General features: G+C 36.2%; 22 protein-coding genes and 1 riboswitch. Of the genes, 6 read left to right on the top strand and 16 right to left on the bottom strand.

Annotation, left to right across the window (positions count from 1 at the left end; all coding sequences use genetic code 11):
- Nucleotides 1–4: 4 nt before the first annotated feature.
- From DNJ77_RS10145 to DNJ77_RS03940, 5 genes are all read right to left on the bottom strand, one after another.
- Nucleotides 5–439 carry a pilin gene (locus tag DNJ77_RS10145; protein WP_116963703.1) on the bottom strand — a complete coding sequence of 145 codons (435 nt, stop codon included), beginning with the start codon at nucleotides 437–439 and terminating at the stop codon, nucleotides 5–7.
- A gap of 329 nt (nucleotides 440–768) precedes the next feature.
- A complete protein-coding gene (locus DNJ77_RS03955) occupies nucleotides 769–1,650 on the bottom strand; it encodes a 1-aminocyclopropane-1-carboxylate deaminase (RefSeq protein WP_116963702.1) in 882 nt (293 codons plus the stop codon).
- Nucleotides 1,651–1,686: 36 nt separating this feature from the next.
- Nucleotides 1,687–1,866 carry a rubredoxin gene (locus DNJ77_RS03950; protein ID WP_116963736.1) on the bottom strand — a complete coding sequence of 60 codons (180 nt, stop codon included), beginning with the start codon at nucleotides 1,864–1,866 and terminating at the stop codon, nucleotides 1,687–1,689.
- A gap of 105 nt (nucleotides 1,867–1,971) precedes the next feature.
- Nucleotides 1,972–2,868, bottom strand: coding sequence for an acyltransferase (locus DNJ77_RS03945; RefSeq protein WP_116963701.1), 897 nt, complete (start codon nucleotides 2,866–2,868; stop codon nucleotides 1,972–1,974).
- 11 nt (nucleotides 2,869–2,879) lie between these two features.
- Complete coding sequence (locus tag DNJ77_RS03940) at nucleotides 2,880–5,033, bottom strand: DNA internalization-related competence protein ComEC/Rec2 (RefSeq protein WP_116963700.1); 2,154 nt, start codon at nucleotides 5,031–5,033, stop codon at nucleotides 2,880–2,882.
- 206 nt (nucleotides 5,034–5,239) lie between these two features.
- Here DNJ77_RS03940 and DNJ77_RS03935 point away from each other — a divergent pair, with 206 nt between their 5' ends.
- The 4 genes from DNJ77_RS03935 to DNJ77_RS03920 are packed head-to-tail and all read left to right on the top strand — an operon-like array spanning nucleotide 5,240 to nucleotide 10,016.
- Complete coding sequence (locus DNJ77_RS03935) at nucleotides 5,240–6,400, top strand: saccharopine dehydrogenase family protein (protein ID WP_116963699.1); 1,161 nt, start codon at nucleotides 5,240–5,242, stop codon at nucleotides 6,398–6,400.
- Nucleotides 6,401–6,431: 31 nt separating this feature from the next.
- A complete protein-coding gene (amaB, locus tag DNJ77_RS03930; RefSeq protein ID WP_116963735.1) occupies nucleotides 6,432–7,922 on the top strand; it encodes an L-piperidine-6-carboxylate dehydrogenase in 1,491 nt (496 codons plus the stop codon).
- A 3-nt stretch (nucleotides 7,923–7,925) separates the two neighbouring features.
- On the top strand, nucleotides 7,926–8,729 hold the full coding sequence (locus tag DNJ77_RS03925; RefSeq protein WP_116963698.1) for a DUF1338 domain-containing protein: 804 nt from the start codon (nucleotides 7,926–7,928) through the stop codon (nucleotides 8,727–8,729).
- Between the two features lie 9 nt (nucleotides 8,730–8,738).
- Complete coding sequence (locus DNJ77_RS03920; protein WP_116963697.1) at nucleotides 8,739–10,016, top strand: aspartate aminotransferase family protein; 1,278 nt, start codon at nucleotides 8,739–8,741, stop codon at nucleotides 10,014–10,016.
- A gap of 172 nt (nucleotides 10,017–10,188) precedes the next feature.
- Here DNJ77_RS03920 and DNJ77_RS03915 read toward each other — a convergent pair whose 3' ends face one another.
- From DNJ77_RS03915 to hfq, 8 genes are all read right to left on the bottom strand, one after another.
- Nucleotides 10,189–11,355 carry a cation:proton antiporter gene (locus DNJ77_RS03915; protein ID WP_116963696.1) on the bottom strand — a complete coding sequence of 389 codons (1,167 nt, stop codon included), beginning with the start codon at nucleotides 11,353–11,355 and terminating at the stop codon, nucleotides 10,189–10,191.
- 226 nt (nucleotides 11,356–11,581) lie between these two features.
- Entirely contained in the window at nucleotides 11,582–12,736 is a 1,155-nt protein-coding gene (locus DNJ77_RS03910; RefSeq protein WP_239986742.1) for a cation diffusion facilitator family transporter, read from the bottom strand.
- A 94-nt stretch (nucleotides 12,737–12,830) separates the two neighbouring features.
- Entirely contained in the window at nucleotides 12,831–13,454 is a 624-nt protein-coding gene (locus tag DNJ77_RS03905) for a PQ-loop repeat-containing protein (protein ID WP_116963695.1), read from the bottom strand.
- A gap of 37 nt (nucleotides 13,455–13,491) precedes the next feature.
- A riboswitch (TPP riboswitch) is annotated at nucleotides 13,492–13,596 on the bottom strand.
- Between the two features lie 86 nt (nucleotides 13,597–13,682).
- The gene (locus DNJ77_RS03900; RefSeq protein WP_116963694.1) at nucleotides 13,683–14,342 is read right to left on the bottom strand and encodes an HAD-IB family phosphatase; all 660 of its coding nucleotides are present in this window, start codon (nucleotides 14,340–14,342) and stop codon (nucleotides 13,683–13,685) included.
- A gap of 16 nt (nucleotides 14,343–14,358) precedes the next feature.
- A complete protein-coding gene (hflC, locus tag DNJ77_RS03895) occupies nucleotides 14,359–15,255 on the bottom strand; it encodes a protease modulator HflC (RefSeq protein ID WP_116963693.1) in 897 nt (298 codons plus the stop codon).
- Nucleotides 15,255–16,382: an FtsH protease activity modulator HflK gene (gene hflK / locus DNJ77_RS03890; protein WP_116963692.1), complete on the bottom strand. Its 1,128-nt coding sequence runs from the start codon at nucleotides 16,380–16,382 to the stop codon at nucleotides 15,255–15,257. Before hflK ends, hflC begins: the two co-directional genes overlap by 1 nt.
- 31 nt (nucleotides 16,383–16,413) lie before the next feature.
- Complete coding sequence (gene hflX, locus DNJ77_RS03885) at nucleotides 16,414–17,712, bottom strand: ribosome rescue GTPase HflX (protein ID WP_116963691.1); 1,299 nt, start codon at nucleotides 17,710–17,712, stop codon at nucleotides 16,414–16,416.
- 29 nt (nucleotides 17,713–17,741) lie between these two features.
- Entirely contained in the window at nucleotides 17,742–18,119 is a 378-nt protein-coding gene (gene hfq, locus DNJ77_RS03880; protein WP_116963690.1) for an RNA chaperone Hfq, read from the bottom strand.
- A 441-nt stretch (nucleotides 18,120–18,560) separates the two neighbouring features.
- Between hfq and DNJ77_RS03875 the strand changes: the two genes are divergently transcribed.
- Nucleotides 18,561–19,922, top strand: a complete 1,362-nt coding sequence (locus tag DNJ77_RS03875) for a D-alanyl-D-alanine carboxypeptidase family protein (protein ID WP_192877935.1) — start codon at nucleotides 18,561–18,563, stop codon at nucleotides 19,920–19,922.
- Nucleotides 19,923–20,016: 94 nt separating this feature from the next.
- On the opposite strand, the gene dnaB is transcribed toward DNJ77_RS03875, so the two are convergent.
- From dnaB to DNJ77_RS03860, 3 genes are all read right to left on the bottom strand, one after another.
- On the bottom strand, nucleotides 20,017–21,417 hold the full coding sequence (dnaB, locus tag DNJ77_RS03870; RefSeq protein WP_116963688.1) for a replicative DNA helicase: 1,401 nt from the start codon (nucleotides 21,415–21,417) through the stop codon (nucleotides 20,017–20,019).
- An 11-nt stretch (nucleotides 21,418–21,428) separates the two neighbouring features.
- A complete protein-coding gene (locus DNJ77_RS03865) occupies nucleotides 21,429–22,478 on the bottom strand; it encodes a recombination-associated protein RdgC (protein ID WP_116963687.1) in 1,050 nt (349 codons plus the stop codon).
- 76 nt (nucleotides 22,479–22,554) lie between these two features.
- Nucleotides 22,555–23,355 (bottom strand): outer membrane protein assembly factor BamD, encoded by an 801-nt coding sequence (locus tag DNJ77_RS03860; protein WP_116963686.1) that lies wholly within the window; start codon nucleotides 23,353–23,355, stop codon nucleotides 22,555–22,557.
- An 88-nt stretch (nucleotides 23,356–23,443) separates the two neighbouring features.
- On the opposite strand from DNJ77_RS03860, the gene rluD reads away from it, so the two are divergent.
- A complete protein-coding gene (gene rluD, locus DNJ77_RS03855; protein ID WP_116963685.1) occupies nucleotides 23,444–24,541 on the top strand; it encodes a 23S rRNA pseudouridine(1911/1915/1917) synthase RluD in 1,098 nt (365 codons plus the stop codon).
- Nucleotides 24,542–24,562 lie beyond the last annotated feature (21 nt).

The raw sequence follows: 24,562 nt of genomic DNA, 5'->3' as shown, positions 1-24,562 counted from the left end.
AAAATTAGAACTCAGCACATACATCTGCAACAGCAGCACTATTGATAGTTGTTGTACAGCCCCATGTTACACCGTTATTTGCAAAGGCTGGCGTTAAAGTAACTGTTTGGTTATTCAAGTTTGCACCATTACCAGCTGCACTATAGGTATAGGTAATCGCACCAGTACCAGAGTTAACAGCAACTGCACCATATTGACCAGTTTTAGCACTTCCATCGGTCGTAAAAGTTGCAGGAAGCCCTGCATTGGTGTTAATTTGTTCTGCGACGAATACTTTGTCAGAACCTAGAAAAGAATAGGCTTCCGATAATCGAGCACGTTCTGTATAACTCGTATACATCGGTATCGCAATCGCGGTTAAAATCGCAATAATTGCTATTACAATTAATAACTCAATTAGCGAAAAACCTTTTTGGTTCTTTTTCCTATTTACTTTCATCTTTCATTCTCCTATTAATTTTCCGTGGCACATAATTACATTATTACTTACTTGTATTGGCAAATGTAGACAAGCACTTTACTTTATGCAAGCAAGATATTGTTAAAAATAGAAATCTCGATGGTGCTTTAGTAAAGATCGAAAAAACATATTAACAATTAAGACTTTTACCATGTAAACGATCAAAAAAATACACAACCAAAATACTCTCCCCCACTCCTTTTTGCTTTTTCTTGCACAAATTAATATAAAAGTCCTATTCTTCTGGGCATTTATCTATGTAAATGGGTAGTAGTATATACTTTTTAAATTCAGATCACCACTATCCTTTAGTTAAAGCCTTGACTTATTTTGTTTTTTAAAAAATATTGATACCGCTTTAACATGCTTATATTACCTGTAACACCACCACAATGAACATAAATAATAGGTTTTTGCAACTGTTGGTAATGATCAAAAAGCACTTGCCATCCCAAAGGGTCATACAATAAATCAAACTCAATTCCAGTTTGCACTTTAAGGTGATTATACATTGCTAAATGCTCTTTATAACATTGACCGAAATGATATTTCCGTTTTGCATCTAATATTATTGGCATCTCACCAGTATTCTTTGCAAGTGACTTCATTTGAGCTAATAAATATTCTTTATCTCCAACACATGGTGTGGTGTAAAGCAAATAAGATTTCTTTAGGTGTTTACGCAAATAAAACGCACTTACTCCCGTACCTGAGGCAATAAAAATACTGCCCTTACTTGCAGCGATATTTTCAAAATAATTATTGATGTGATCCGCACAAATTTTAAGTCCAACTTCAGCTTCTTGCTGCGCTCCCCCTTGGGTAAGCAACAGTACTTGAGAGTTATTTCGATAATTTTCCATCAACTTATCTTTATTTAAATAGTCCATTTCATAAACTTTCATTCCCAAATTACATGCTACACGTAGATTTCCGTTTGGGTTGTCTTTCAATGCTCTTGGTAATGGCTTAAGCCAATAATCAAATTGCAGTTGATTCAACCGACAAAACTGTGCCACTGCTAACATATAATTTGACTGTGCCCCACCAAATGAGACTATCTTAGTTAGACTTGGATGATATTTAAGATGGTCAATCAACCAATAGAGTTTATATGCCTTATTCCCTGAAAATAATCGATGAATTACATCATCACGCTTAACTATTACGCTTAAGCCATCAACAATCACTTCTTGAAATAGGGGGGTACTAAAAACAAAAATGAGCTATATCTCCATCATTTCAAAATCTTCTTTACCTACACCACAATCGGGACATTGAAAATCATCAGGCACATCTTCCCACTTAGTACCTGGATGAATACCATCTTCTGGCCAGCCTTCTGCCTCATCATAAATCCAGCCACAAACAACACACATATATTTTTTGTATTCTAGCTCTGACATATCCTTACTCTTCATACCACTTACCAACGTAGCTTGTATTCACTTAACTGGGTTCTTGAATTCTGCCGCACATCTTACTGCTTTGAACTCACAATGTTAAGTCATTTAATCACTCATTTTTTGTGCCATAATACTTTCAATAAGCACATCCTTATCTTGCCAAAGTGTATTTAACCACACTTGAAAAGCATACTTTGCCTGCTCATTGTCATAATAGTTTTGATAGGGAATTGTTTTAGGATCAATCAACTCAACATGAATATCAACCTCTGGAATCACACCACACAAAAAATCCCAAAAACTACAATTTTCATACGGATAAACAATTGTTACATTTAAGATTCCTCTTATTTTATCACCCAAAACATCCAATGCTAAGGCAACACCACCTGCTTTAGGATTAAGGAGATACTTAAATATTGCTTGTTGCTTATCACGTTTATGTTGTGTAAAACGTGTTCCTTCAACAAAGTTTACCACCGAGACATGTCGATTTTTAAAGCGCTCACATGCATGTTTAGTCTCTCGCAAATCTTGTCCTTTTTTCTCAGGATGCTTCGTCAAATAATGTTTTGAATAGCGTTTCATCAGTGGAAAGTCAAGTGCCCAGCAAGCTAAACCAATGATTGGTACATATATTAATTCCTTTTTCATAAAAAATTTAGCAAATGGAATTTTGCCTAAAAATATCTGCTGCAATACAACAATATCTAACCAGCTACGGTGATTACTTAAGATTAAATAAGAGCTATAGATTGTAAAACTTTGATAACCACTAAGGTGATACTTCGTTGGCAGCAATATACGACTGACTTTGTTATTAACACCCATCCACATTGTAGCTAAAGCTACTAATATTTTACCAATTGTATTTTGCCAGTAACTAATTGGAATTAGCTTCAAAATGGAACATAGTATAACTGGCACAGCCATTACAAGTGTGTTGATTACCAACAAAATTAATAGCATAACACCAATTACAATATGTTTAACTTTCCTCATGCTGACTCTCGTTATTTTTCTGTTTCAATTTCAAGCTCTCCATTATCTTTGAATATCGCTGTTATTGCACCATTTTGTGCTGTATTTAAAATTTTCGCACCAATGTTAAGGTAAGCCTGGACAACTTCATTATGAGGATGCTTAAATCCGTCATGACCTGAGCTGCTAAAAATAACATATTTTGGACCCACAGCTTCAATAAACGCCTTTGAAGATGAGCTACCACTGCCATGATGAGGAGCAACAAGCACTATAGATTTTAATTGGTTATGATATTGCTTTAATATATAACGCTCCGCCGTTTTATAAATGTCTCCTGTCAACAGCATGCTTTTATCATCAAAACTTATTTTAAGCACACAGGATCCGTTATTGCCTGTTAAGTGATTGGCAGTTAAAAACTCAAAGACCACACCATCTTGCAACCACCTCTTGCCTGCTGTACAAATACTATTGTTGATTTCAGAAAGTTTTTCATTGGCGATCACTTGATCGACATTAAAACTTGCCAACACATTTTCTATTCCACCGCTATGATCTTTACCTAAGTGGCTAATAATTAATGCGTTAATTGTATGTACCCCTTGGTTTTTCAGATAAGGAATAAGAGTATGATTTGCAAGCACAAATTTGTGCCCACCAGCACCTGCTGTATCATATACAACAACTGCATTTTTTGTCTGGATGACCACAGCTAAACCATGACCAACATCCAACACGGTCACCTTCGCACCAACGTCAAACGGTAAAGTATTTTTCTGCCACAATGCTAAAAACAAAGTCAGCCCAAGCACACGAAAGTACCAAGAAAGCGGTAAAAACAAAATTAACATTCCCATAATTGCAGCTAAAACCGCCAAAAGTGAAATGCTATGCCAGGAAAAAAACAACATATAAGTCGGTAACACATCTAGCCAGACAATTAGCGCTTTTATCAAGTATGCACTTATGGACCATAACGTAATACCAAAGAATGAGAGCATTAAATTGAGAAACAAACTCGGCACAATCAAAAAACTCACCAATGGAATAGCTACTAAGTTTGCCACTACACCAATCAAGGTAAAACCCTGAAACCAATATACTGTCAATGGAATTAGCAGCAACATCAGTAAAAACTGAATCAAAACATAACGCTTGAATTTAGGCATATAAAGCAGCAATCGATTAATTATGATTAAAAAGAAAACCGCCATAAAAGATAGCCAAAAACCAGGCGCTAAAATTGATAAAGGATTCCATAAAACAATGATAATTGCTGCAATAATGAGCACATTAAAACCATTTATCTTACGATTTGTCATAAGTGCTAAAGAAAAAATAAGCACCATAATAAAAGCACGCTGTGTTGGAATTGCAAACCCTGCTAATAGACTATATAAGAATGCACTAACAACCGCAGCAACTAACGCCACCTTTTGTGCAGGCAGCCATTGACACAATACAATAGATAACGACCATAAAACACGAACAAACACAAATGCAAATAGAGCAATCATTCCGATGTGTAAACCAGAGATTGCAATTAAATGTGATGTACCTGTTTGTTGAAATACCCGTTTATCCTCTGTAGTGAGTTCATTTCGATTACCAATTAAAAGTGCACTGGCTAATGCTCGAATCGAAATATCTTTAATATGATGATTCAACGTTTTTTGAATGTTATAACGCAAACGTTCAATAAGATAATTGTAATCCATACCGTGAAATTGCACGTTTTCTGTTGTTACAACATAACCCACGGCTTTAATACCCTGATGCTTAAGCCAAGTGACATAACTAAACACTCCTGGATTACTATAACCTTCTGGGTATTGTAATTTAACGGTAAAACGCCATCTTGTGCCCGGCGTTAATCGCCAACTTTTTAAGTTTTTATTTGGATAAACACTTAGCTGTACTAAACCATCGTTCGTTGCAAACAAAAACTTACTCACTGATTTATCTTGGTCAATTAAGCTTGCAACGGTTCCTACTAGTATTATTTTTTTATCAACTTTATCTTCAGGATACACTTGCTCATAATCATAAAGCACCCACATACCATGTAAGGTAATAATGATAAGTAAACCAATAATTCCCACATTTATCCAACGAGTGCGCACAATTGAACCACAACTAAAGACTTTGTTATATAAAAAGCATAGTTGATATTTTTTGCATATAAGCGTTTTTTAAAGTAATGAGCTGTGATTTTATTGCAACAATAATATAGTTATATAAAATATCTTCACACCTAGTTATAAAATATAGCAAAATGGATTTAAACCCAAATATTTATGATTTTTAATATCATCACTTCACACCATTATTAAAAGGGGATAAAAGTGCACGATGCAAAGCATTAATCTAATGATAAAGGAGAACTATAATGATCAATATATTAATTTTTGGCAGTGGCAGAGTAGGTCTTTTAACAGGAGCAATTCTGGCTTCTAGCAAAGATTATCATATTCATATTGCCGATGTTCAGGCAGATAGAAAGCAGCTACACCTTGGTGAAAATGCTCACAATCTCAAACACTGTATTTTGGATATCAATAACACTGAAAACGTCAAAAGCTATGTTCAAGAACATGATATTCATGCACTTACCGCAGCTCTTCCATACTTCCTTACTAAAAAAGTCGCTGAAATTGCCAAAGTTTGTAATACACATTACTTTGATTTAACGGAAGACGTTGAAACCACTAAATATGTTGAAACACTAGCGAAAAATACCGATAAAGTATTTGCACCTCAATGTGGACTTGCGCCTGGCTTTATAAGTGTTGTCACCAATGATTTAGTGAAACAATTTGATGAAGCTGAAACCGTAAAAATGCGTGTTGGTGCTCTACCTGTTAATATTAGTCATCCTCTCCAATACGCACTTACGTGGTCAACTGAAGGTCTAATCAATGAATATGTTAAACCATGTGAAGCTATTCGTGATTATAAAAACGTGACTATTGAACCACTTGATGATTTGGAAACCATTAAAATCGATGGTTTGACTTATGAAGCTTTTAACACATCTGGTGGCATTGGCTCGTTAAAAGACACATACAAAGCAAAAGTTCGCAATATTAATTATAAGAGTGTACGCTATCCAGGACATTGTGAGAAATTACGCTTTTTGATCAATGACTTAAAACTAAGAGACAAACAAGAGCTTCTATGTGAGATTTTTAATAATTCCATCCCGCGCGTTGAAGATGACGTTGTTTTGGTGTATGTTTCTGTTGAAGGCAAGATTAATGGTGTATACCATGAACGCCATTTTGCTAAGAAGTATCATTCTCAAGAAGCCTTTGGTCAAAAATGGAGTGCACTTCAGTTAACCACTGCTTGTGGAATATGTGTTACTATTGACCTTGCTATCAAACATAAGTACTTCGCACCTGGATTTGCCAAACAAGAAGACATTAACTTAACCCAAATGATGGATAACCGATTTGGTCACTACTACCGCTATAACTTTCTTGATGGAATTAAAAGCCCAAAGTTAATCACAAAAAGTACAGCAAACAATAAACTTGAAGTGATTTAAATCTAAGTAGGAGAAATGAATGACAACTTGTATGACCAGCTATACTGAAAAACTGACACAATATGCCTCCAAATATCAAACAAGTGAGTATATTGAAAGCTATAATCCTGCCAATAATGAGATTTTAGCCAAGGTGCCAAGCTTAGGACTCAACCACCTAAACCAAACCATCCAAGAAGCTCATGCTGCATTTTTAAAATGGCGTAAAACTCCAGCACCTAAGCGTGCTGAACTTGTACGCTTAATCGGTGAAGAATTAAGAAAAAATAAAGATCAATTAGGCAGTCTCATATCACTTGAAATGGGTAAATCTAAACAAGAAGGTGATGGTGAAGTGCAGGAAATGATAGATATGGCAGACCTTGCCGTAGGTCAAGCTCGCATGCTTTATGGCAAAACAATGCACTCAGAGCGTCCTGATCACAGAATGTTTGAACAATGGCATCCACTAGGTGTTGTTGGTGTAATATCAGCCTACAATTTCCCAGTTGCTGTTTGGTCATGGAACGCTTTTATCGCTGCCATCTGTGGTAACACTGTTGTTTGGAATCCATCACCTAAAACACCTTTATGTGCTTTAGCTGTTCAAGAGATTTGTGATCGTGTGACTCAAGCATATAACTTCCCAAATGTGTTTAGTTCTGTCGTATCGAAAAGCATTGATGTTTCTAAAGCACTTGTTAATGATACGCGTATTGCGCTTTTATCGTTTACAGGTTCAACCAAAGTTGGGCGTGAAATTGGCGCACAAGTGGCAAAACGCTTTGGCAAATCTTTACTTGAACTAGGCGGCAACAATGCAGCTATTATTGATGAATCAGCTGACCTTAAGCTTGCCATTCCTGCTGTAGTATTTGGTGCAGTTGGCACAGCGGGTCAGCGTTGCACCTCATTACGGAGATTACTAGTGCATAAAAACATCTATCAAGATGTTATTAAGCGCTTACAAAACGCCTATAAACAAATCACGGTAGGCGACCCACTTGACACCAAAAATTTAATGGGGCCATTAATCGACCAAAACTTAGTTGAAGTATATAAAAAAGCAGTTGCGTGTGCTAAAACTCTAGGTGGAAACATTTTATTTGGTGGTAATGTGATTAATAAACCTGGTAATTACGTTGAACCAACCATTATCGAAGTGAAACCTGATTGGGATATCGTTAACCAAGAAAATTTTTGTCCAATTTTGTTTATCATGCCATTTGAGAACATTGACGAAGCCATTTCTATCAACAATCAAGTTGACCATGGTTTGTCTTCGGCAATCTTTACTCAACGCATCGATCACTCTGAAAAATTCTTGTCTTGCGCTGGCAGTGATTGCGGCATTGCCAACATAAATATTGGCACTTCAGGCGCTGAAATTGGTGGCGCATTTGGTGGGGAAAAACATACAGGTGGTGGTCGTGAGGCTGGATCTGATGCTTGGAAAACCTATATGCGTCGGCAAACCGTAACCATCAATTGGAGCAACTCCTTACCACTTGCTCAAGGTATTAAATTTTCACTCGAGGATTAAGTTATGTCTCAAATCGCAATTTTAGAAAGGTTATGGCAACAATATGTTGATGCAAACCCACACGTACAAGAGATCTATAATCTTTTTTACGATCACAACACTTCAGTGATTAACGATCATATTGCACTGCGCACTATTAATGATCCACGCATTGATATTGAAGTATTAGCTAAACCATTCATCGCGGAAGGGTATTTTGAAAATGGAGAGTACCATTTTAAAACTAAAAAGCTTTATGCAAAACACTATGAGCATAAAGATCCAACGCAGCCAAAAATCTTTATTAGTCAATTACTTTTAGAATCATTTACTCCATTTACCCAACAAACTATTAAAGCCTGCATTGATAAAATTGACTCGAAACTCTTAGTAAATCGAGAAAAACTTGTTTCAGCTGGTAATTGCTGGGGTCAACCAAGTCACCCAACTTATGAAAAGCTATTAGCTGAATCAGAATATGCTGCATGGTTTTATGTATTTGGCTTTAGAGCCAATCATTTTACAGTGTTTATTAACGCTTTGAACCAGTTTAATGAAATATATGAGGTCAATAACTTCTTGAAGAAACATGGTTTTGCACTTAATACTTCGGGTGGTGAGATCAAAGGCACACCAGGTGAGTTACTAGAGCAATCCAGCACAAAATCAGGAATGGTCATAGTTGACTTTGTTGAAGGCAAAAAAGAAATTCCTTGCTGTTATTATGAGTTCGCTAAACGTTATCCTGATCATACTGGTAGACTCTATCAAGGATTTGTTGCTGCCTCTGCCGATAAAATCTTTGAAAGTACCAACGTCAATCCTTAAGGGAAACTTATGAATAGTCATAATAGTCTATGGCACATTCGTCAAAGTGAAGTGCCACTTGCACTTGCCAACAACACCCACCTTTGCGTTAAAAAAGCTCAAGGAAGTGTGCTCATCGATATAAATGATAAACAATATATCGACTTTGCCGCAGGCATTGGTTCAATGAATATTGGTCACAACCATCCAAAAGTAGTTAAAGCCATCATTGAACAAACACAAAACTACATTCAACCTTGTTTTCATATCATGGTTCATGAACCGTACCTTCAATTAGCAAAAAAGCTAAACAGCATAACACCCGGGGAGTTTCCCAAGCAAACCATGCTATGCAATAGCGGTGCAGAAGCCGTTGAAAATGCGATAAAAGTTGCGCGCTTCTCAACAGGGCGCTCTGCTATTATTTGCTTTGATGGCGCCTTTCATGGGCGCACATTTATGAGTATGAGTTTAACAGCCAAAGTTAAACCATATAAATACGGCTTTGGTGAATTGTTTAATAATATTTATCGCTTAGCTTATCCTAATGTGCATACTTCTATTGAGAAATTAAAATCTCAATGGCAAGACTTAATTACTAATCAGGTGGCTGCTGAAAATATTGCAGCCATTATTATTGAACCACAGCTAGGTGAAGGTGGCTTTATTCCAGCAAGCATTGAAGCAATGCAATATCTACGCACATTATGTGATCAACATGGTATTGTTTTTATTGCCGATGAAATCCAAAGTGGCTTTTGTCGTACTGGTAAAATGTTTGCTATGGAGCATTATCATGTAGCTCCTGATATTTTAGTGATGGGCAAATCATTAGCATCTGGTTTACCACTTAGCGCGTTAACAGCTAGAAAATCATTATTTGACAAACTGCCTACTGCATCGCTAGGTGGTACGAACTCAGGCAATCCTATTGCTTGCGCTGCAGCACTTGCCTCACTTGAAGTATTTGAAGAAGAAAACCTTGCCCAAAAAGCGCAAGCAATAGGTCAAACTTTACGAGAGTTTTTTATTGCTCAACGCTTCAAGCATCACTTTATTGGTGATATTCGTGGACTTGGAGCAATGATTGGTATTGAGTTTATCAACGATAAAAACACACCGAACCCAGACTTGTTAAAAGTATATATTAAAAATTTACTAGATGAGGGGTTAATTTTGCTAAGCTCAGGTAGACAAAAAGAAGTTTTACGTTTACTTCCACCTTTAAATACAACCGATGCACAATTAGAAAAAGCTTGCAATATCATGGAAATTGCACTTAATCGTACTGTCATGTCTCAAAAATAACTTGAGTCTATGAGTTTATATCAAAAATATAATTCAATTCTATCTTTAGTCCTTATTATCCTATTTAATTTGAATTTATTCAGGGAAAAATGAAGCTCTCTTTAGGAAACCCCTAAAATAAAACTAAAGAATTGGAATTCAAATAAACTTAGACATAACAATGACAAAAATATTAATCACGTCGTAATCGATCTGAAACAGCAATTGGGCTTGGATAAGTCAATACAACAATATAAGACGATACAATAAAGCTTAATATTGCTACTGCCTCAACAATAATTTCGGAGCTATTAGTAGCAACCCCTGCTGTAGTTGCTAATGAAATTAACATCAATGAGAACTCACTGCCCTGACCAAGCCGCATGCCAATTTCAAACGATTCCTTTGGCGTTTCACGTACTAACCATAATGTGACGAAATGTAGGATGGGTTTTAATACTAAAATCAGTACAGTCAATGCCAATACCACACCCCAAACAGATGTTAACAACCCAATCTGAAACCCAGCACCCACTGAGAAGAAAAACAAAATTAAAAAGAAATCTCGAAGCGGCTTTAAGTTCTCATAAATATATTTAGCAATCGGAGAACTTGCAACAATCACACCAGCAATAAAAGCACCAATTTCATTAGATAGCCCAAATACGATCGCAAGTTGCGCCATTCCAATACACCAGCCAATCGATAATAAGAAAATATATTCCTGAAAGCGGCTAAAGCGTCTAAACAAACTAAACAAAAAGTACTTTTGAGCAAGATACCCCACTCCACCCAATACTGGCAATGCAAGTAAAAGCTTTATAAGCGAGAATAAATTAAAGCTTTCTGTTTGTGATGACCAAAGACTAATAAAGGTTAACATCAAAATTGCTATTAAGTCTTGAACCAATAAAATTGCAATCACCAGTTCGCCCAATCGTTTATGATGTAAAGCCGTCGTTGGTAATAATTTCAAACAGATAATTGTGCTTGAGAAGATCAAAGCCGCTCCAATAATAAAGCCTTGAGCACCAATACCAAAAGCGTGACAAATCACAACTGTTGCAACAATAAAAACAATGCTACTGGTAATAGACACAAAAAGCGCCTTACCTAGCATTTTGATCATACTTTTAATTTCAAGGTTAAGACCAAGCAAAAATAACAAAAACATAATACCAATATCTGAGGTCTCTTGAATAGTTGTTGTGTCACTAATAAGTCCTAAGCAATGAGGACCAACAACTATACCCAAAACGATATAGGCAACAATGATTGCTTGACGTGTATAAAGTGCTAAAGTTGCAAAAACTGATGCACCAAAAAAAACCAAAAAAAATACAAATATTAAATTATGCATCGCTATTTTTATCCCTACTATAACCTTAAGTTTTACAATTTATCACCATTGTCTTCTCTGAACACAAATTTATTTACCCGCTTGCATTTAAAAAAACCATCTTGCTAAACCCTAACTTCCCATCTATTCACCTACAAAGATAAGAAACGTATGAGTTTTTGTTTGTTTAGCTTTGAACCTCATAAGCCCCGTGCGTAGCTAAAATCGGTTTGTAAAGCTGGGTAGCTTATTTTTCTTCTTGCACAGAATGCAACATGAAAAGCTTAATAATTGTTGTCATACCCTCAATCTTAAAGCTTTCAAGATTCGCATCCACTAACGCTCGCTTACAAGCTGCTGGCGCCAATAAGTATAACTCAATCTTCTTAGAGTAGTAATAAACAAACAATTCAATTTGATGTAAATTAACATTTTGATGATTTTGTACTAGGTAGACTTCGAGTTGGCGCATAATTTCCGTGCGATTAGGTGGCATGTCTTTTGGATCAACGATTTGTTCTGGATGCTCTGCTACATCCACATGCACCGTGATATCTTTTATATTTTCAATTTTAAGTGCTAATGCACCACGCACATGTTCTGCTACATAGTGTCCTTCTGATGCTGTTATGTGTGAATCAACTAAAACATGTACATCCAAAATGATCTGTCCTGCCATCTTACGTGTGCGCAAACAGTGAAACCTTTTAACACCATCAACTTTAGCAATTGTTTCCTCAATTTTATGTAATATCTCTTCATTAACTCCAGTATCGACTAATTCAGATAACGCTTTATAACACCATTCAACACCCATTTTCCCAATCATAATCGATACAATAATTGCTGCCAGTGAATCCATCCACGTAACACCTAACGTCGTACCAATTAATCCAATCAATACCACAACAGATGACCACATATCTGATCGGCTATGCCACGCATTTGCACGCAGTAAATCTGAACCAATCCGATTTGCTGTCACCATAATATAACGAAACAATCCTTCATTTGCCACAATTGAAAAAATAGCGGCGTAAATGGTCCACTGATCAGGGATGATTAACTCACCTATAAACCAATTTTGTATAGAGTGATAACTAATAAGAAGTGCAATCATAATCAACATAATTGACAACACCACTGTCGCTAATGTTTCTATACGTTCATGCCCATAAGGATGATTGTAATCGGCCCCTTTATTGGCATGCTTGGTGGCAAATAATACCATGATGTCACTTAATAAATCTGAGAATGAATGTATACCATCTGCAAACAAAGCGGGTGATCGACCAATCAAACCAATGACCATTTTTAATGCCGCTAATAAAGTATTAACAAACATACTAGTGATGGTAACCTTTTTGCTTGCTCGATAACGCTCTATTTCAGAAATAACCATATTATTGCGTTTCCATTTTAATAGGATTAGTTGCCAGCATACTGTTTTTCATTCATTTGTATACTAAAATCCAACATATAGCACTGAACTGGTACTAATCAATAATCATTCTCAAGCGTTGGTAGTAGTAATATTGACCAACCACAATGAATAATAAACTTAAAATTAAAATTGGACTCAATAAACTAGGTAATGGCCATCCAAAACTAAGTGCTGATATTTCATCACAAAGCAAAGCAATAATATTTAGTAATAAAAACCATACACTAAAAGCACTGGCATTTTTTTCTTTTATATTTTTAACGATTTGTGGCAACCAGTGCACTGCGTAGCAAAACATACTTATAAATCCTATTTTTTGTAATACTTTAGGACCTAATATATTGAAAATTGCAAATATTATACCTAAAATAACAATTGTTAAAATGACAATATGAAATCGATATATTTTCTGCTGACTATCTCTATATATCTGCCATTGTTGAAATAGTAAACATAACAAAATAGACATCGTGACAGTACGATATTGCCATTGCAAATTAAAACCAAAACCGTATATAAGATCAAGCGTATTTGCAACAATCATAAGTGTTTGATTACTATGACTAATATATCCTGCTTGGCATTTAATCTGGTTATAAATAATTTGTGGTAAGAAATAAGTACAATAAATAACGAATGATATATTAATGCTAATATAACCAATGTATTCCATCATGCCTCCTATAATTTAAGTATAGAAAGCTGCAAACCATAACGAAAAGGGTACAACTTCCTACGCTAGTATTAACTAGTTCAGGTACAAAGGGTTAGGAATGACCTTCTCAGCAAACGTTAAGCTTGCACCCCTGTTGCAACTTCAGATTGTAGTGAAAAAACTAATTAAGTTCAAATGGATTTCTTAGAACATGATGAAATTGGGCTTCTTTTGAGTCAAAATACTTCTTTAAAGTTGAAGTAGGACTCTTAATTCTTCAGTTGAATTAGCATAATATGGTGCCAAGTTAATCACTTTACGGCGTTTGACGTGTTCAGTATAGACAATAAAGTCATCTGCAATTCTTGCTCGATAGAGTTCAAAATCCGTAAATCCGTCACCTATAACTACTGTTTTTCCTTTGAGTTTATGCTTAATTTTTTGTGCGCCAACTAATTTAGAATCACAAAAACCGTTATCGTTATTAAGGCTCTTAAAAACACCTTGTTCATCCCAATTGAGTTCAACAGCAAAAACATAGTTTTGATTGATATGTAAAGTCTGAGAAAAAGGAAGTATGAACTCTTTAAAACCGCCACTAATAATAAAAACTTCCACACCCATGCGCTGCAAATCGATAATAAGCGCCTCTATACCAAAAGTAAACGCACTCGGACAATATTGAGCTGCAAACCAGTTTAATGCGGCTTTTGTTGGCTTGGCTATCTGTAATCGTCGATCCAAACTTTCTCTAAAGCTAATCTCACCATTCATACCTGCTTCAGTTAAACCTTCAATTGCCTTAATTTTATTTTCATCACCATTTAGTAAATTCTTCATAATAAGCTCAAGTGATTCAAAACGAATTAAGGTTGAATCAAAGTCAAAGATAACGTTGTTATAAAGCACAAGTATTCCTTTATTTTTAAGCTGAAGTCAAAGCTCCACTATTAAAGTACTTAAAGAATTCACCTTGTGGTTTGAGGATAAAGACATCGTCTTTTTTACCACTAAAGCTTATTTGATAAGCCTGCATAGTACGCCAAAAATCATAAAACTTCTTAGACTGCCCATATGTCTCTGCATAGATTTGAGCTGCTTTAGCATCTGCCTTTGCTTTTATCTCTTTTGCATCACGATCAGCTTTAGCAAGAGTAATGGTAACTGTTGCATCTGCATCAGCGCGAATCGATTCAGATAATTGTTCCCCTTGAGCACGAATAGAAGCTGCTACTTTTTGACGCTCAGAACGCATTCTTTGATAGATTGAATCAGTAACTGTTTCAGGTAGGTCAATCTGTTTAATTCTCACATCAACGACATCAATACCAATTTTCTTTGCTTGATCTTGAACACTCCTAGTTAAAGTTTGCATAAGCTGATCACGTTCATTATTAATCAAACCTTGAATATCAATTTTACCGACCTCTGCACGCAGGGATGCTTCTAGAAACTGTTTTAACAATAATTCAGCACGTGAATCGTTACCAGATACACTACGGTAAAACTGGGAAATATTAATAATCTTCCACTCCAAATACGCATCAATAATTACATCTTTTTGCTCATTGGTTACCACGCGTGATGAATCTACTATTAATGTGCGCAAACGCATATCATAGGTCTTTATCTGTTCAATCAGTGGGATTTTAAAGTTTAACCCAGGCGTATAGACTTTGACTTGACCATCTTTTGTTTGATTGAGCTCCCCAAGTCTTAAAATCACTGCTTCATTTCCTTGATTAACACGAAAAAGCAAACTAAATAACAACAACAATACTACAATAATAACGACGATCAAACTCATTAATTTATTGCTCATTAGCGACCTCCTTGGACAGTTGAGGATAAGGCCACAGGCGATAATTTATCACCATAAAAGATATTCTTAGCACCATCGCCATCAACAATATACAGTTTGTTATTTTTAAATATATTTTCCATCGTCTGATAATATAGCTGGCTTTCGATAATATTTGGGTTTTGCTGATATACTGGCAATAATTGGCTAAAGTTTGCCACATTACCTTGCGCTTCTAACACTACTTTTTCTTGATATGCACGCGCTTCATCCAAAATACGTTGTGCTTTACCTTTAGCAACGGGGACAACTTTATTAGCATAGCTTTGTGCCTCGTTTTGAATGCGTTCACGATCTTCACGCGCTTTGATCACATCATCAAATGCACTTTTGACCTCCGATGGAGCTTGTGCAGGCTGCATAATCACCTCACTAACTAAAATACCTGTTTGATATTTTTGAAGTAATTTTTCTAACTCTTTTTGTACTTCTAAGGTAATCTGAGTTCTAGAAGTTGTTAAGATTTTCTCAAGTTTATTTTCACCAACTACTTGACGAACAGCGCTCTCAAGCGATTGTCTTAAGATAAGCTCAGGATTATTTGTTGCAAATAAATATTTTTCTAAATTTGCAATGCGGTATTGAACTGAAAACGATACATGAACAATATTCTCTTCAGAAGTCAGCATCTGCTTATCCAATTTTATTGTATTTAATACCTCAACGTCTTTCTTGATCACACTAACAAAACCAGGTGGATGCCAGTGCATGCCTGACCCTTCGACAGATGAAAATTTACCAAAGGCCAACACTGCTGCTTGTTGTGCTGGTTGTACAACATAAATTCCCATTGCAGCCCATACAACAATAATAGTCACTGCTACACCAACTATAATTCTCTTAACTGGCAAGGGTTTTTGCTGACTTACGTTTCGTGAGTAAATGCTACGATTGTTATCTTTTTTAGGCGGCTCTGACCCTTGACCGTTCCCACCAATATTTGGACTAGGTGAGTCATTAGATGAATGATTGGAATCATTCCCTTGGTTTGATTTACGACCCTTGCCTAAAAATCGGCGAATCGCTTCCTCCAGATCAGGTGGTCCTTGGTTGAAAACTTTATTAAGTGATAAAAACTTAAATGCCATCGATACTACTTTAGGTTTCTCTTTCAGTGCGCTAATGGTGACTAAATTTTGCTATTAACTCAAGTTTATTGTGTGCGCAAATTTCATCAAAATCGCTTTTTGCAATGTGTAAAGCTAATTGATACTCTCCACTGTCACTTATTGTCTCTTTTTCAACAGCCCCTAGCTGATATAGTTCTGCTCTTACTTTGGCGTGCTTGGTGGACAATACCAACACGCCTTTTAACCATTGTTGATTAAAATATTTGGCAACTGCTTCATATAGAAATTGAATACCTTGTCCTGTTTGCGCGGATAAATAGACATCTGCCGGCTTATCTTTATGATAAATGATATGTGCTTTAACATCCTCTAAACGATCTATTTTGTTATAGACTTGTATAATTGGTTTATCAGCAGCATGAATTTGTTCCAACACCAAATGTACCTGCTCAATATAAGCGCGATGATGTTCATCAGCATAATCAATTACATGAACGAGTAAATCTGCTTCAATTGCTTCTTCTAAGGTTGCATGAAATGCTTCGACAAGATTATGCGGTAAATTACGAATAAAACCTACCGTATCCGATAATACTACCTCACCTAATTTTGGAATTATTACTTTGCGAAGTGTGGGATCCAATGTTGCAAAGAGTTGATCTTTTGCTAGTACTTGTGCACCACTTAATTTATTAAATAGCGTCGATTTTCCAGCATTGGTATAACCGACAAAGGCAATTGTTGGAACGGCATTTTTTTGTCGAGCAGTACGACTTAAAGCGCGTTGCTTTTTGACTTTTTCTAAACGCTTCTCAATTTGGGCAATTTTTTGACGCAACATTCGTCGATCTAGCTCTAATTGGGTTTCGCCAGGTCCTCCACGCATACCAATTCCACCTTTTTGACGCTCCAAGTGTGTCCAACCACGCACCAAACGTGTAGCAACGTAGTTTAATTGTGCAAGTTCAACTTGTAGCTTTCCTTCATGAGTTTGAGCACGTTGTGAGAATATCTCCAAAATCAAACGCGTACGATCAATGACTTTACAATTTAATGCTTTTTCGATATTACGCTCTTGAGAAGGTGTGATCGCATGGTTAAAAACCACAAGATCAATCTGATTATTATCAATGATTTTTTTGATTTCATCGAGTTTACCACTACCACAAAAATACTTAGGATCTGGTAAGCTTCGTTTAGCACAGACCGTTGCAGAAATTTGCCAATTTGCAGCATGAACAAGACCATTTAGCTCAGAAAGCTCTGCGTTCAACTCAGGTTTAGATGAAAAATTAATATCAATTAGTAGGCAGTTCTCACCTACCTCATAGTCATGAAAGATCTCCAAAGAAAAGAGCTCCTTAGTGATTAAAAGGGTTAAATTTGAGTATTTTGTTGTATTGGATGTTTGTTGTGCTCTTGTATTTCTTCAACATCTGTATCATAAGATTCTTCATATACATTTTCTTCGATTCCATCAAAGTCTTCTTCTTGATCAGTGTTATTATGCTGGTGGCTATGGTTTGGATTATAGTTACTATAAACTAAGCGCACAGCTTTAGCAGGTACAACAGTTGAAATCGCATGCTTATAAACCATCTGATTAACGCTATTGCGTAACACAATAGCAAATTGGTCAAATGCTTCTATGATGCCTTGCAATTTGATCCCATTGACTAGATAAATTGACACTGAAATTTTTTCTCTTCTGAGTGCATTTAAGAACGGATCCTGCAAGGACGGGATTCTAGACATAGTATTATCCTCTTTATTTTTTTAATTGTTTAATAGTTTTATTTTTAAAATGGTTATACAGCACAGATTGTTACTGTGGATGGCATTCTATCACCAATATAGGCAAGAAAAAAGTAGAACACCAAAAGCCGCAATAAAAAAATAAATAGTAAAAACCTACACTTTGTAAACGGCGCTTTGTCTTCTATTTTTGTGTAATTGTAAAGTAAAATGCTTTGATAAAGCATAAATTGATTAATTATTAGTTATTTTAACTCTAAAATTTCTTACAAAAAACACATCTCAAATTTCTAAAATTGTTTGAATTTTTGGGGAATTTTTAGGGTATATCCCATATAAAAACACATAAAATGCAAAGCAAGAAAATCTGTAAAATGGGTTGTGAGTGGTATATAATGCCTTCAAAAATCACTGCATGTCAATTTCCTATAGGTAATAATGATGTTTAATATTAAAAAAGTCTCCGTATTTCTGCTTTCTGCTTCATTTATGGTTCAGCTTAAACCTGCACTTGCAAATCAAACTAATACACCACCTACCTCTGGTGAAATAACAACTCAACCTAATACCTATGGTGCAGCTTCAGTTAATTATATGGGTGTTCCACTCAATGCTTATGGTGCTGTTTCTTCCAGTGCGAATGTACCATTTGAAGTGCAGGTTCCACCTATACCAAGTGATCTCAAACTACCTGATGTCACACCTGCCACCGAAATTTGGAAAAATCAAGTAGTCACTCCACCAATGCTAAACGTTAAAGGTTATCTTCTTATCGATGCTAAAACAGGGAACGTATTAGCCGAAAAAAATGCTAATTTGCGTGTAGCTCCTGCTTCTTTAACCAAAATGATGTTGTTGTACATCGCTGAGCAACGCCTTGCTTCTGGCAATTTAAAACTCAATCAAGAGGTTAAAGTCCCTGCTGTAGCATGGCACACTGCAGGCTCTAGCATGCACTTAAAAGCAGGACAAAAAGTCACCATTCAAGACCTGCTTGAAGGCACAATTGTTGCCTCAGGAAATGATGCTGCGGTAACGCTTGCAATGGTCATTGCAGGCACGCAGGAAGGTTTTGTTAACATTATGAACTTCACTGCTAATAAACTTGGAATGAACAACACTCATTTTAGCAATGTCATGGGTTTACCTGCACCCAACTTATACACCTCAGCGCGTGACATTGCTGTATTGGCTCAACATATCATCTATGACTACCCACAATACTACCACTATTACAAAATGGATAGCGTTAGCATGAATGGTTTTGTCACGCGAAATTATAATAAATTATTAGAAATTTACCCTTATGCTGATGGTATTAAAACAGGATCAACCGATTCTGCTGGCGATTCCTTGGTATCTTCTGCAGTTAAACCAGATCATGATCGTTTGATTGCTGTTGTTATGGGTTCAACCAGTCTACTGCAAAGCGCACGTGATAGCCAAACGCTATTAGAGTATGGTTTCTCTAATTTTCAAACAAAAACTTTTTATCCTGCCTATTATGTACTTGGTGATATTCGTGTCTATAAAGGTGCTGAAGGCATGGTTGACATTGGAGTACAACAACCAATTACGGTCAGCTTCCCACATGATGTGAATGCCAAGGATATTCAATTTGTATTACACAAAAACCCTAAAGGTTTGGTAGCACCCATCCAAGCTGGCACACCAGCAGGTAGTGTTGATATGACATATAAAGGGAAAGTAATTCAAACCTTCCCAGTTTTAACATTAAAAGGCGATTCAACCGGTTCATTATGGCAACGATTGAAAGACACCGTTTTATTGTGGTTTGCTTAAGCGACTACGTTAGATATAGTTTTAAAGCACCCTTAAAGAATATAAGTTAGAGTGCCTTTATAAGCAGCTTCATCTTGAAAACAGATACAATAGGTTAATAAATTCCTATTGGCACGGCTTGCTCAAATGTAAGGTCAGCAAAGCGACAAAAACGACCCTCAAAGTGAACTTTGATGCTGCCAATAGGACCATTACGCTGTTTACCAATAATTATTTCTCCTAATCCTTTATTATCCTCTTTATCCTTGTGATAGACTTCATCGCGATACACAAACATAATCACATCAGCATCTTGCTCAATTGCTCCAGAGTCACGTAAATCTGACATCATTGGACGCTTATCCGCACGATCATCTACCCCACGATTAAGTTGAGATAACGCAACTACTGGCACATGCAGCTCTTTAGCAAGTGATTTTAAGGCGCGTGAAATCTCGGAAACCTCTTGTGTTCGATTATTCTCATAACCTGGTACTTTCATCAGCTGTAAATAGTCAACCACAATCATGCTAAGCCCATTATGTTCTTTATAAACTCTACGAGCACGCGAACGCATTTCCGAAGGCGAAAGACCAGCACTATCATCAATGTGCATATTAAAATCTTTTGATAACACTTCCATTGCTGTTGTAATTTTTGCCCAATGTTCATCTTCTAAACGACCATTTCTAAGTGCATTCTGTTCCACACGACCCAGTGATGAAATCATTCTTAATACAATGTCTTCTGCTGGCATCTCTAAACTAAATACAAGCACTGGTTTTTCTGCGCCTCTGGCAACGTTTTCAGCTAAATTCATAGCAAACGTCGTTTTACCCATCGATGGGCGACCAGCGACGATAACTAAATTTGCTGAATGCAGACCAGAAGTCAATTCATCTAAATCAGTAAACCCAGTTGAAATGCCAGTAATACCATCACTTGCTTCCATCATTGCATCAATCCGATCAATTACACTTGGAATGATCTCACGAATCGCCCTTGGTCCATCACCTTTTTGAATGTCGGTTTCAGCAATTGCTAAAATCTTTTGCTCAGCGACATCTAAAATCTCACCTACCTTACGTCCTTGTGGCGTGTAAACCATATTAGCAATATCAGTTGCAGTATTTAATAACACGCGTAATTTTGCACGTTCTTTAACAATCTCAGCATAGGCAACAATGTTGGCAGCAGTAGGTGTGTTTTTAGTAACTTCAGCTAAATAGTGCAAGCCACCTGCCTGTTCTAACAGTTTTTCATTTGAAAGTGCATCACTGAGGGTGATAATATCAAACGGTACTCCTTGCTGAATCAGCTTTTGCATTTGATGGAAGATAATACGATGTTGTGTGCTGTAAAAATCATCAGAAATTAAGATTTCTTCAACCTTGGTCCATGCTTCATTATCTAAAATAAGTCCACCAATGACAGAGCGTTCAGCATCAATTGAAGAGGGTGGTCGCTTGATATTTTCTAGTTGATGTGTTAGAGATATAGCTTCATCTGGATACATTATAGACCCTTTTACTTATCGACTTGATCAAGTGTAGTATTAGTATTTAATACATGAGTCATATCGTCCTCTTTATCCTCTCCGTCCCAAGGTGCATAATCATCAGCAATATCAGCTGAAATAACTGTTTGTTGAGTATTAACTTTATCATTATGCTCTACACTTTTACTTTCTTTAGCAAAAATTTGCATAAGAAAGGTAATAAACTCTCGTAAAGTCTCTGCCATAATAATAAAGTCTGCATCAAAGCGTTCGGTTTTTGTTTCAGAAACAATATCACTTGCCTTATCTTGAATTATCTCAAGAAACTTTAAGGATTTAATCATAAATTCATCATTGATTACAAAACTCAATTGATCTTGCCAGGAAAGTCCAAGCTGAATCACTTCTCGTCCTGACGCAATTAATGACAAAATATCCTCAGTAAATAAATTCTGACGCTGACAGCGAATAATTCCTGAAGCATCTTTGTTATCTTGCAGCACACATTGATCTTCAATCGTTAACTCCTGGGGATATTGATTGGTTTGCAACCATTGTGTTAACAAGATCGAAATGGGTAATATTTCTGGAATGCGTATTTTCAAACTTCCCAAAGCTTTACGCAAATTCACAGTCAACAGCTCTGCTTTTTTAGCCGAAGAAGCATTGACAACTAACCAGCCAGAAGATGTATCGATATAAGCATAAATCATACTATTTTTGGTAAATGCTCGTGGTAACAAATTTTGATAAATCTCTTCTTTTAAGGTATCCTTTTCTTTCTTTTTAACTTTGCGTGATTCTCTTAGCTCAATTTCTTCGACCTTTTCATCCAAAATTTCTTTAATTACACCAGCAGGTACAATTTTCTCTTGAATTTGAAATGCTATCATCATAAAACCACTTGCTGCATGAATAATCGGAGCATCTCCAGCTAAAGGCGACACCCAACCCATTGAAAGAGGTGCACTTGTTGAGCATGGTACAAAAGCATGTTTGGTTAGCTGTTTCTCTACTTCTTCAACGCTTAACTCAAATTTTTCTGTGAACTGAAACAATGCTAAATTCTTAAACCACATTTTCTTACCTTTTTTTTTTACTTATCTGAATCAATTACTTCTCTGCCTTTAAAGGATAGGCTGTAAGTACTTTAACTTATTTAAAAACCACCGTTGGTCGCTTAGCTGCATCTTCTAAAGATTTTGAATATGCATTATTTGGATAGTTTGTTTTTAATACTTCCATCGATTTTTCTGCTAACATCGGTAGTTTTAATATATCATAAGCACGAATGATCAATACCAATGCATTTTCAATAGATTTACTTTGCGGGTAACTCTCAACCACAAGCTTAGCGCGGTTAATTGCTGCCACATAAGCCTCATGGTCAAAATAAAACTTGGCGATATTATATTCATATTCCGCAACCACATTGTTGATATGCACCATTCTACGCTTTGCATCGCCAACGAATGAACTTTCTGGATCTAACAGTACTGCACGCTTTAAATCATTAAATGCTTGGATATAAGCAGATGGATCATGTTGGGCCATATCATAAGGCAATCTGCGTTGCAAAAATCCACGACCATTATCGTAATTGATCACTCCCATCATATAGTAGACATAGCCCAAATTTTTAGAAGTAGGATAGGCTCTTAAAAACTGTTGAGCCAAACCTAATGCCATTTCTGATTGACCATCTTCATAATAAGCGTAAATAAGCTCAAGATTTCCCAACTCAGAATATTTTTGAAAAGGATATTGAGAATTTAATGAGCGAAATGTATCGATCGCTTTATAGTACTCACCATTTTTAACTTGTTCATGCCCTTTAGCATAAATATACTCTGCACTTTCACCTTGATAAGGTAAAGGCTTGTTTGTGGTGGTAGCACACGCTGAAAGCAAAGCAAACACACCAAGACAATACATCCTCAATAAAATCTTTTTCATTTATTTTCCTTTGATTCATTACCGCCTTTGTCATTTATTGTTTACAATAATACCCAGATTAAAAGGCGTCTTTTATAGGATTTTACTTGTGTCACATCATACCGTATTTAAAAATATTCATCAAAATGTTATTGCACCAGAAACACTAGCTGGAAAAAGACTTGACCAATGTTTATCCATCCTATTTAGAGACTATTCACGTTCACAATTACAAAAATGGTTAAAACAAGGCGATATTCTCGTAAACGGTGAACAACGTAAAGCTAAAGATAAAATTATCGGCGGTGAAGAAATTACTCTTAATACACAATTAGAACAACAAAACAACTGGCAAGCCGAGCCAATAGCACTTGATGTTATTTTTGAAGATGATCATATCATCATTATTAACAAACCAGCTGGTCTTACTGTCCATCCAGGAGCTGGAAACTATTCTGGGACTCTATCCAATGCGCTACTTGCACACGATTCTGCTTTTTCAACACTACCAAGGGCAGGTATTATTCATCGATTGGACAAAGATACTTCAGGCATAATGGTTATAGCTAAAAGTCTTAAAGCTCATACTTCGTTAATTGAACAATTAACTAAGCGACAAGTAAAGCGTGAATATGAAGCAATTGTAACAGGATATATCACCGTTGGTAGTACCATTAAAACAAAAATAGGTCGAAACCCTCATAACCGTTTGAAAATGGCTGTAACACCAACTGGTAAAGAGGCAATTACTCATTTTGTAGTACTTGAGCGTTATCGTGGGCACACGCGAATTAGATGTAAACTTGAAACGGGTAGAACTCATCAAATTCGCGTGCATATGGCGCATATTAAAGCACCTCTTGTAGGTGATCCTATCTATAACCCACGTTTAAAACTGGTTAAAGGCTTATCAGATGAAGCACAAGAAGTATTAAAAGCTTTCAAACGTCAAGCACTACATGCTTATAAACTTGCCTTTATTCACCCTGATACTGAAAAGCATATTGAGTTTATTGCCAAACCACCTACAGATCTACAAAATTTAATTAAAACGCTCCGCTACGACGCTCAGCAATTGTACAGTTATGATGAAGATGACTTTAATGATGACTATTTTGACTTTGTTGATGACTATGAAGATTATGACGACGAGGAATATGATAACGATGATGACAACGATTTAGATCAACTAAGGTTTGAATATTAATAATTAGGCAGTGTTGTCATC

Origin of the sequence: Fastidiosibacter lacustris (assembly GCF_003428155.1) — a bacterium.
Taxonomy (GTDB): domain Bacteria; phylum Pseudomonadota; class Gammaproteobacteria; order Francisellales; family Francisellaceae; genus Caedibacter; species Caedibacter lacustris.
The sequence above is the reverse complement of the archived record's forward strand: the minus strand, read 5'-3'. Positions and strand labels throughout refer to the sequence as shown.